The sequence below is a fragment of the Dactylosporangium darangshiense genome (genome assembly GCF_039537565.1).
Lineage (GTDB): Bacteria > Actinomycetota > Actinomycetes > Mycobacteriales > Micromonosporaceae > Dactylosporangium > Dactylosporangium darangshiense.
This window is the reverse complement of record NZ_BAABAT010000061.1, coordinates 42,564-51,902: the sequence shown is the minus strand read 5'-3', so window position 1 is coordinate 51,902 and position 9,339 is coordinate 42,564. Positions and strand designations below refer to the sequence as shown.

At 71.3% G+C, this 9,339-nt stretch carries 11 protein-coding genes; 5 read left to right on the top strand and 6 right to left on the bottom strand.

Annotated features, from left to right (window positions below; all coding sequences use genetic code 11):
* Nucleotides 1-566: 566 nt before the first annotated feature.
* Nucleotides 567-1,136 carry a TetR/AcrR family transcriptional regulator gene (locus ABD901_RS52220; RefSeq protein WP_345141879.1) on the bottom strand — a complete coding sequence of 190 codons (570 nt, stop codon included), beginning with the start codon at nucleotides 1,134-1,136 and terminating at the stop codon, nucleotides 567-569.
* Nucleotides 1,137-1,277: 141 nt separating this feature from the next.
* Between ABD901_RS52220 and ABD901_RS52215 the strand changes: the two genes are divergently transcribed.
* From ABD901_RS52215 to ABD901_RS52205, 3 genes are read left to right on the top strand one after another with little or no spacing between them, the layout of a single operon-like run.
* Complete coding sequence (locus tag ABD901_RS52215) at nucleotides 1,278-2,228, top strand: SDR family NAD(P)-dependent oxidoreductase (RefSeq protein WP_345141876.1); 951 nt, start codon at nucleotides 1,278-1,280, stop codon at nucleotides 2,226-2,228.
* A 17-nt stretch (nucleotides 2,229-2,245) separates the two neighbouring features.
* Nucleotides 2,246-3,007, top strand: a complete 762-nt coding sequence (locus tag ABD901_RS52210; protein ID WP_345141873.1) for an SDR family NAD(P)-dependent oxidoreductase — start codon at nucleotides 2,246-2,248, stop codon at nucleotides 3,005-3,007.
* Nucleotides 3,004-3,459: a VOC family protein gene (locus ABD901_RS52205; RefSeq protein WP_345141871.1), complete on the top strand. Its 456-nt coding sequence runs from the start codon at nucleotides 3,004-3,006 to the stop codon at nucleotides 3,457-3,459. The genes ABD901_RS52210 and ABD901_RS52205 overlap by 4 nt, the downstream gene beginning before the upstream one ends.
* Before the next feature lie 851 nt (nucleotides 3,460-4,310).
* Here the strand turns inward: ABD901_RS52205 and ABD901_RS52200 are convergent.
* Nucleotides 4,311-4,502, bottom strand: coding sequence for a hypothetical protein (locus ABD901_RS52200; protein ID WP_345141867.1), 192 nt, complete (start codon nucleotides 4,500-4,502; stop codon nucleotides 4,311-4,313).
* Between the two features lie 50 nt (nucleotides 4,503-4,552).
* Here ABD901_RS52200 and ABD901_RS52195 point away from each other — a divergent pair, with 50 nt between their 5' ends.
* Nucleotides 4,553-4,948 (top strand): hypothetical protein, encoded by a 396-nt coding sequence (locus ABD901_RS52195; RefSeq protein ID WP_345141864.1) that lies wholly within the window; start codon nucleotides 4,553-4,555, stop codon nucleotides 4,946-4,948.
* 301 nt (nucleotides 4,949-5,249) lie between these two features.
* Here ABD901_RS52195 and ABD901_RS52190 read toward each other — a convergent pair whose 3' ends face one another.
* Together ABD901_RS52190 and ABD901_RS52185 are read right to left on the bottom strand one after the other, a co-directional pair.
* Entirely contained in the window at nucleotides 5,250-6,512 is a 1,263-nt protein-coding gene (locus ABD901_RS52190; RefSeq protein WP_345141859.1) for an NYN domain-containing protein, read from the bottom strand.
* Nucleotides 6,513-6,533: 21 nt separating this feature from the next.
* Nucleotides 6,534-7,052, bottom strand: coding sequence for a hypothetical protein (locus tag ABD901_RS52185; RefSeq protein WP_345141856.1), 519 nt, complete (start codon nucleotides 7,050-7,052; stop codon nucleotides 6,534-6,536).
* Nucleotides 7,053-7,283: 231 nt separating this feature from the next.
* On the opposite strand from ABD901_RS52185, the gene ABD901_RS52180 reads away from it, so the two are divergent.
* Nucleotides 7,284-7,442 (top strand): hypothetical protein, encoded by a 159-nt coding sequence (locus ABD901_RS52180; RefSeq protein WP_345141853.1) that lies wholly within the window; start codon nucleotides 7,284-7,286, stop codon nucleotides 7,440-7,442.
* A gap of 31 nt (nucleotides 7,443-7,473) precedes the next feature.
* Here the strand turns inward: ABD901_RS52180 and ABD901_RS52175 are convergent, their stop codons facing one another.
* Together ABD901_RS52175 and ABD901_RS52170 are read right to left on the bottom strand one after the other, a co-directional pair.
* A complete protein-coding gene (locus ABD901_RS52175) occupies nucleotides 7,474-8,136 on the bottom strand; it encodes a response regulator (RefSeq protein WP_345141847.1) in 663 nt (220 codons plus the stop codon).
* The gene (locus ABD901_RS52170; RefSeq protein ID WP_345141844.1) at nucleotides 8,133-9,311 is read right to left on the bottom strand and encodes a sensor histidine kinase; all 1,179 of its coding nucleotides are present in this window, start codon (nucleotides 9,309-9,311) and stop codon (nucleotides 8,133-8,135) included. Before ABD901_RS52170 ends, ABD901_RS52175 begins: the two co-directional genes overlap by 4 nt.
* Nucleotides 9,312-9,339: the final 28 nt, after the last annotated feature.

Sequence of the window (9,339 nt, the reverse complement as noted above, 5' to 3'; positions counted from 1 at the left end):
AGTGCTGCCGATGATGACCGCCAGCCGTAGCCGGTCGTGCTCCGACATGTCCTGACCTCCGTCGCGGTCGTCTCCGGCTCGACGTGACCCACTGTGTCGCAGGCCGTTTACGGCTTCTTGCTCGCCGGCTTACGGCGCAGCTCACGCACCGCGTACGTGGACATGACCGGCGCCGGCACACGGCTGTGGTGGCCGTCGTACGGTTTGGGGTGCTCGGTCCGTTGATGGTGTGGACGACCCGCGGCACACCGGTTGTGGTGCCGGGCTGAAGGTCCGCGCCCTGTTGGCTGACCTTCTGGTGCACAGGAGTCGGCCGGAGACGACCGCCCAGCAACCCCAGCAGGCGCCTTGTCGGCGAAGGTCTTGCAGCTGAGCTGGGAGATGCAGGACGCCGAGCCGGGTGGCCGGGGTTGGTAGTGCACCATTCCGCGGCTACCAGGTTGAACGGCAATACCGACGCCGGCAGGTTCCAGTCCCTGATCGCCGAGGCAGGCCGGGCCGGCGACCCTCGGGCCAGGGCCGCGCTGCTGTCGGAGGCGCCTGGCGACCGGGGTGATGGCGGCTGGTCAGGTGCGGGCGTCGATAGTAGTGACGCCGTACAACAGCAGGTCGATGAGGCGGGTTGCCAGGTCCCGCTGGTTCTCCTCGCCGGCGATCATGGTGACGCCGCCGAGACCCATGAGCACGTCGTTCGGGTCGATGCCGGGGCGCACGGTGCCGGTGGCCGTGCCCGCGTCGAGCAGCGTCGCGATCGCGGTCCGGAGCAGGTCGCGGGTGTGCATGCGGTCCTCCTCCGACAGCAGCACCGCGCGCAGGACGTCCGCCATGCCGTGTTTCGCCGCCATGAAGTCGACGAACTTCTCCATCCAGGCGGGCAGCGCCGCCGCCGGCTGTAGCGTCTCGAGCAGTTCGGGGGCGGCCGCGCAGAGCCGGGTGACCTCGTTGCGGTAGACCGCCTCGACGAGGGTCTCCCGGGTGGGGAAGCGCCGGTACAGCGTGCCGATCCCGACACCGGCCTCCCGGGCGATCGCCTTCAGTGATGTCTGAGTGCCCTCGCGGGCGAAGGCCTCCGCAGCCACGACCAGCAGGCGCTCGTGGTTGGTTTGGGCGTCGGCCCGAAGCGGTCGATCAGTCACGAATCTCCTCATCGTACGGTGCGTGTGACCCGGATCTCTTGTTAAGCGGAGCCGGGTCCGCTTACTGTCGGCTTAGCGGAGCCGGGTCCGGTTACCAGCTTAGTAGCCGACCAGCCGCCCATCCAGCAAGGAGTAAGAACCATGAGTGGACGCATCACTACACCGTTCGGGGCCACCTCGACGGCCGCCGAGGTCATCGCCGGCGTCGACCTGAGCGGGCACCGCGCGATCGTGACCGGCGGGTCATCCGGCCTCGGCGTCGAGACCGCCCGGGCACTGGCCGGCGCCGGTGCGGCGGTCACCCTCGCGGTGCGTGACCTCGCGGCCGGCGAGCGGGTCGCCCAGGACCTGATCGCGACGACGGGCAACAGGCAGGTCCTGGTTGCGCCGTTGGACCTGTCGGACCAGGGGTCGGTGGCCGCGTTCGTGTCGGCCTGGTCCGAGCCGCTGCACATGCTGGTCGACAACGCCGGGATCATGGCCACCCCACTGTCGCGGACGCCGCAGGGGTGGGAGATGCAGTTCGCCACCAACCACCTCGGCCACTTCGCCCTGGCGACCGGCCTACACGATGCCCTGGCCGCCGCCGGCGGTGCCCGGATCGTGGCGGTCAGCTCGGTCGGGCACATCAACGGCGACGTCGACTTCGACGACGTCAACTTCGACCACCGGCCGTACGACCCGTGGTTGGCGTACGGGCAGTCGAAGACGGCCAACATCCTGTTCGCGGTCGAGGCCGCGAAACGGTGGGCTGCCGACGGGATCACGGCGAACGCGCTGAACCCGGGCCGCATAACCGGCACGAACCTGGGCCGGCACATCGGCGACATCGTGAACGCACCGGCGTCGTTCGATCCGACCAGCACCGATGTGTCCTGGAAGAACATCGAGCAGGGCGCCGCGACCTCGGTCCTGCTCGCCGGGTCACCGCTGGTGGAGGGCGTCACCGGACGCTACTTCGAGGACTGCAACGAGGCCGGCCCGCACCAGCCGGGCGTGCGCCGCGGGGTGGCCAGCTACGCGCTCGACCCCGAAGCCGCCGCCCGACTCTGGCAGGTCTCCACCGACATGATCGCCACCACGATCCGTTGAGGAAGGGTGTGGATTTGATGTATCCCGAATTCGCGGACACGACGGCGCTGATCACCGGCGGCGGTACCGGCATCGGCCGGGCGGCCGCGCTGGCCCTGGCGGCCGGGGGCTGCACGGTCACCGTCTCCGGCCGCACCGAGCAGACACTCGTCGAGACGGTCGAGCAGATCGAGGCGGCCGGCGGCAAGGCCCGTTACGCAGTCGCCGACGTCTCCGACGAGGAAGCCATCCAGCGTGCGGTGCGGATCGCCATCGGCGATTCCGGCCGGCTCGACTTCGGCGTCAACAGCGCGGGCATCAGCGGCGGGGACAACCTGAAGCCGTTCGCCGAGTACTCCACCGAGATGTTCGATCGGATGATCGCGGTCGACCTGCGCGGCACGTTCCTTGCGATGAAGCACGAGCTGCGGCAGATGGCGACACAGGGCTTCGGCGCGATCGCCAACATCGCCTCCGGTACGTCGCTGGTCGGCGTGCCCGGCTTCGCCGGTTACGTGGCCGCCAAGCACGGCGTGGCCGGCCTGACCAAGGTCGCCGCCCTCGACTACGGCGCCCAGCACATCCGGGTCAACGCGATCGCCGCCGGTCTGGTGGAGACCCCGTTGATCGCCGAGGGCCGGTCACCCGAGATCCAGGCCGCCCGGATCGCCGCGCACCCGCTGGGGCGGATCGCCCGGCCGGAGGAAATCGCCGACGCGGTGCTTTACCTGCTCTCGTCCCGGTCCACCTTCGTCACCGGCGTAACGATGCCGGTCGACGGCGGCTACGTCGCCCGTTGAACGCCACCACCATGACCACGTTCAACTACGACCACGTCGGCCTGTCAGTCGCCGACCTCGACGCCCAGCGCCGCTTCTACGCAGAGGCGTTCGGACTCGAGGAGCACAGCTACGCCGAGATACCGCAGCCGCGGACCCGGATCGCCTTCCTGCGGGCCGCCACCGGGCTACAGATCGAACTGGTCGAACGCGCCGGGTCCGCACCACACCGGGTCACCGACGCCCTCAAGGGAGCCGGATTGCAGACCTACTTCCACTGGGCGCTCGCCGTGGCCGATCTCGAAGACGCCATCGCAACAGCCACCGCGGCGGGTGCCGAACGCGTCTCCGCGCCCGCGAACGCACAACGACCAGGGATCCGCTTCGCCTACATCCGAGACCCTGAAGGCAATCTCATCGAACTCGTCCAAGCCGAGGCCGGGCCCACCAGCGGTACGGCGAGCAGCGGCTGAGGCCCGGCACCACGCGTCGCCGAACTGCCCACCGTCCTGGTCACGCCGAGCACCACCCACAAGATGCACGGCAGCGGATCGAACCGGGGCGCCACGGGATCGCCGGCAGTGACGGCTGTTGTCGCCCTGGCGACAGCTCGCCATCCATCGACGAAATTCCCGGGTCTGGCTTGTTCGCCGCCAGGTCGACCAGTGCACAACGTGTTCGATGACGCGCGTCAACGGGGCCGTGATCCGATTGAACAACCGTCGGATCTCGTTGACGGACAAGGGAATCAGGGTTCGCTGCCGCCGGCAGCGGCTCCCCCTTTGGGCGGCGTCTCGGGTGATCACGAGGAACGCCGCCGCGAGTCGCCCGCTGCCGGCTCGTGGTGAACCGCATGAAGTCGTGACACACCGTGTCCCGCGACGCAGTCGTCCAGTGGCATCGGACCGCGCACTCGACGTCATCGGGCGAGCGGCGTCGCCGCCAGCGTGAAATCACACGCGTGAGCTGCGCTCGGAGATGCACTGACCGCCTCGTGGTGGCCGTGGTCGTCGTCATGGTGTGGAACTCCGCGAGTAGGCCGGCCGAAATAAGGAGCCGGGCCGGGAAGTAGGAAGTGGGGGTGGACCGGCCTGGGACGACTGGGCCGGACCACCCCCGGGTGGGTCGCGGCTGCCCTACGGGGGAAAGGGTTCAAGGCCACCACCCGACCGTCCCGGACCGGCACAGAAATGCCCGGGACGCGCAAAAGCGTCAGAATGACGTCATCGGTACGCCGCGACGGCCACCCGACGAGCTGATCACCCGGTCAGCCGGCTCATCGACTGCTGTAACCGTGTTCCGCGAGTGACCGTTCGGTCCAGAGTTAGGCCGCGTGGGCTCGGCGGCTCCGAAGGAGTGTGCTGAGCATGTCGTCGAGGTGGGTGGCCTGCTCGTCGGTGTGTTGCGGGAGCAGTTCAGGTAGGTGCGCGACGAGTTGCGCCTGGCCGACGTATGCGGTGTAGGCCAACAGCGCCCGGCGCCGGGCTGCGACATCGGGTGCGACACCAACCGACACTGAGTATCCGTACTCATCCCGAACGATCAACCCGTCGGCACACTCGGTGCATGGCATTGACGACCGGGTGGGGCAGGCGCGGTGCGGGTGTGCTCGCCGTCGCCGCGGCGACAGCGGCTACGTGGTGGCTGTGGCTCGGCTGGGATACCGGGTACCAGGTCGACCCGGTGACCGGGGCGATGAGCGGACCCTACCAAGGGTGGCAGGTGATCGGCTGTGTGCTCTGTCTGGGGGCCATCGCAGCCGTGGGTGGGTGGTTGCTGAGCCCGTGGCTCGTCGCGCCCACTATGACCGTCACCTTCACGGCCGTCTGGTCCGCAGATGCGGCGCGGGATGAGACCGGGCTGTGGGCGGTCGGGGCGGTGCTGGTCTTCATCGGGATGGGAGTCGGGGCCACCGTCCTGAGCACCGGAGCCTGGCTCACGGCACGCCACTGGCGACGCTGAAGGCCGAACAAGACCTCTGAGGTACGCGTGCCGACGCGGCTGTCCTCGCAAGGAAACTCCGGCAGCAGCGGTCGAACGCCTCGGTACACGCACAGAGCCGATGAGCCGATCGCCCGTGCCGTCTGAAACGCTGGTTCCATCGCCGTCACTCGCCTCCAAGGATTCTGGGCCGATGACCTGACGCAGGCCGCGCGGTTGACGGTGAGCCGGCGCAAGGTGAGGGATCAGGGCGCTCTCGACGCGGCCGCGGCCCGGCGCACCGCGGCGGCCCCGGTCGCCATCGAGCCCGCGGTCGCCGGACTCACGGCTCGGGGCTGACCTCCGGGTTGAGCCAGGCGCGCACCGTGGCCGCCTCGTCCTCGCTGAAGGGGATCTGGGCGGCCTCGGCGCGGCTGAGCACGTTGTTGACGAAGGCGGTGCCGATCTCGGCCGGGGTGGGCGGCGGCTGGCGGTGCAGCGGGTATCCGCCGAACGACGTCCCACGCACCACGAACGCCACCGCGCCCCGGCTGACGGGCACGCCGGCGTCGCGCAGCTGGTCGCGCGACCAGCTCGTGCACTGGGTGAGGTTGAAGCGGTACGAGCGGGCGTACGCCGACAGCGTCTCGTAGATCGACGGCCACCACGCCTGCGGCAGCCGCGGCAGGCTGAGCTGGTCGGCGAGGCGCTCGACGGGCTCGGGCAGCACGGCGCGGGGCGCGCCGGGCGCGGCGAGCTCCGGCGCCTCGTGCCGGTCCTCATCCCACAGCAGGTGCTGGGACAAGCGCAGGTTGGGCAGCTCCAGCGCCTCGAGGGCCCGGGCGAAGCTGCCGAAGCCGAACCAGTTGCTCACCCCGACGACCGGGCCGAGCTCGCCCCGCAGCCGGTACGCCAGCGCCGCCATGTTCAGCGGCGTGTCGGCGGCCTCGTAGTCGGCGGTGACGATGGCGCGGAACTGCGCATAGGCCTCGTCGACGCTCGCCGCGTCGGAGAAGGTCGCGCTCACCTCGTCGGCGTCGTCGTCGAGGTCGACCGGCTCGCCCTGCACGAGCGCCAGCAGCTGCTGGCTGTCGAGCAGCTGGTCGGCGATCGCGGTGAAAGCCTCGGCCGCGTCGGCCGGCGACACCACCATCGTGCGCCGGTCGGCCCGGCGCAGCCGATGCAGCAGCGGCGTCATGTCGGAGTCGCCAGAGGCGATGACGAACTCGTCGTAGCGGGTGTCGTCGGCCAGCGCGTCCACGGCATCGACGACGATGCGGATGTCGGCGGCGTTCTTCGTGGCGTTGTACCGCGGGCAGTCGATCACCTCGAACCCGGCGCGCACGAACGACGGGCGGAACCGCGAGAAGTACAGCCGGGTGGGCTCCCCCGCGGCGTCGCGGTGGTTCACCCACCCCGCCGGGTTGAGGTAGCACCGCAGGATGAGCCAGCGGCGGGGCGCGTCGGCGGTCAACGTCGTGGCCAGGCGGCGCAACCAGTCGCCCGGCTCGGTGGCGAACAGCACCGCCACCTCCGGGTCGAGCTTGAACAGCCCGCTGAACACGTTGTCGAAGTCGAGGAAGAACGCCGCCCGCACGTGCCCCATCGCCAAAACTTACCAACAAGATCAGGCAACGCGCTGCTTGCGTGCCTTCGCGTAGGCGTTCGTGGCGGGCAGGAACAGCAGCACCACGACCGCGAGGTTCAGCACGATCGCGGCCACGTCCAGGGCTTTCGTCGCGGCCGGGGCGATGTCGGCGACCTGGACGCCGCCGGCGCACAGCCCGCCGACGAGCAGCACGGTGAGCACGACCCGGGCCCACGTGGCGGCGTTGCGCGCGGCCAGCGCAACGGCGAGGATCAGCACGGCGGAGACGATGCCGGAGATGCCGCGCAGCTGCAGGGTGTGCACGGCGTCGCTCACGATCGAGTCGGTGAGCTCCTGGCCGAGCGCGTCGGCGTTGTCGGCGCCGATGCCCTGCTTGACGGCGACGTCGTGCGCGCCGGTGTACAGCAGGATCGAGCCGGCCAGGGCGAGCACCCCGGAGAGCAGGGCACCGAGGAAGGCGAGCCCGAGCGTGGCCGGGCGCGACGGCGGCGGTGCGGGCGCGAACGCGGGCACGGGCTGGTATGCGGGGTACGACACGTGATGGCTCCCTGTCGAGACGATGGCGTCAGCGCGGCGCGCGATCCGGTGCGCGCCGCACGCCGGAAGGGCGTTCCATCCCGTGCCACGCCTGGGAACTGAGTGAAACCACCGTGAATGTCCTCAGTGTGTTCCGATCGACAGTGCGGTACCGCGTAGAGCAACTTCACGCAGCGTCATTCAACGGCTACTCTGAATGCCCGGCGTCCGGATGGGGAGGAAACGGCGACCATGGTCAAGAAGATCCTCAGATGGGGCGGCCTGGCGTTTTTGGTGTTCTTCATCGCGTATCGGCCGCAGTCCGCGGCCAACGTGGTGAGCACCATCGGCGGCAGCCTGCTGGACATCGCCAACGGCTTCGGGGACTTCTTCGCCCAGCTCGGCAGCTGACCCCGAGAGCGCAGCTCGGCAGCTGACGAGGTCAGTCGTCGGCGTCGTGCACCAGCAGGGCCACCTGCACCCGGTTGTTCAGGCCCAGCTTGGCCAGCAGGCGCGACACGTGCGCCTTCACGGTCGGCACGCCCATGCCCAGGTCGGCGCCGATCTCCGCGTTGGAGCGCCCCCGCCCGACCGCGTCGGCAACCGCACGCTCCCGCTCGGTGAGCCGCTCCAGCCGCGACCGCGCGCCGGCCCGGCGAGCGGCGGCGACCGGATCGGCAACGCGCTCGATCAGCCGCCGGGTGACGGCGGGCGAGAGCATCGCCTCACCGGCGGCAACGGTGCGCACAGCCTGCAGGATGTCCCGCGGCGGCGTGTCCTTGAGCAGAAACCCGCCGGCACCGGCTCGCAGCGCCCGCAACACGTCGTCGTCGGCATCGAACGTGGTCAGCACGATGATCTGCGGCGCCCGCGCCCGCCGGCGCAGCCGCTCGGTGGCCACCAGCCCGTCCATGCGCGGCATCCGGATGTCCATGAGCAGCACGTCCGGCGCGTGCGCGTCGACGACCGCGACCGCCTCGAAGCCGTCCGCCGCCTCCGCGACCACCTCGATGTCCTCGGCGCCGCGCAGCAGCATGGCCAGTCCGGAGCGCACGAACGGGTCATCGTCCACGATGGCCAGGCGGATCGGCCGCCCGCCGCTCATCCGGCCCGCCCCGGCCGTGCCGCCTCGGCGACGCCCTCGCCGCACCGGCCGGGCCACGGCAGCCGGGCGCGAAGCCGGAACCCGCCCTCGTGCCGGCCGTGCTCGATGCGGCCGCCGGCCAGCTCGACCCGCTCGGCCAGGCCGATCAGCCCGGCACCGGCGCCCGGCACGACCGCGGCGGCGGGCCGGGGCAGCGGGTTCGTGACGCTCACCTGGACGCCGCCGTCCGGGGCCGCCTCGACGAGCACCGTGGCGGTCTCGCCGGGCGCGTGCTTGCGGGCGTTGGTCAGGCCCTCCTGCACGATGCGGTACACGGTGCGGCCCAGCACCCCGTCCAGCGCCCCCGGCGGCAGGCGCTCGGCGTAGTCGACCGGCGTGCCGGCGGCGCGGGCCGCGGCGACGAGGTCGGCGACGGCGTCCGCGTCGGGCGGTGCGTCCGGCGGTGCGCGCAGCACGCCGATCACCTGGCGCAGCTCCTGCAGCGCCGCGTGGGTGTTGGTGCGTATGACGGCGGCCGCGGCCGAGACCTCCTCGTTCGAGGCGTCGGTGCGCACCTCCAGCGCGCCAGCGTGCAGGCTCACCAGTGACAGGCGGTGCGCGAGCGTGTCGTGCATCTCGCGGGCGATCCGGGTCCGCTCGGTCAGGCGCGCCTGCTCGACCCGCAGCGCCTGCTCGGCCTCCAGGCGGGCGGCGCGCTCGCGCAGGGAGGCGACCAGGCGGCGCTGCGCTCCCGCGAACATGCCCCAGCCGAGCGCGCCGGCCACGACGGCGCCGCGGACGGCCAGGTCGACGGCGAGGGGGTGGCGCGGGTCGGCCTGCAGCGCGAAGTACACCACCACGCTCGCCACGTCGGCGAGCGCCACGAGGATCGCCTCGCGCGCCGGGCGGTGCACGGCGACGGTGAACACGGCCAGTGCCAGCGCCGGGGTCGCCGAGCCCGCGAACGCGCCGGCCGGGACGACGGCGAGGGCGACGGGCAGGGGCCATCTGTCGCGGTACCACATCAGCAGGCCGCACGCGGCTCCCACCGCGGCGTCGACGGGCCACGGCGGGGTCGCCGGCGCGGCGGGGCGGGACCAGCCGGCGTCGCCGAAGCGCAGCAGCAGCGCGCCGAGGGCCAGGCACGCCACGACGCAGGCGAGATCGACGATCCTGCCTCTCCGGGTGCGTGCCATGGGCGAAGGGTACGCCGGGGCGGGTCGC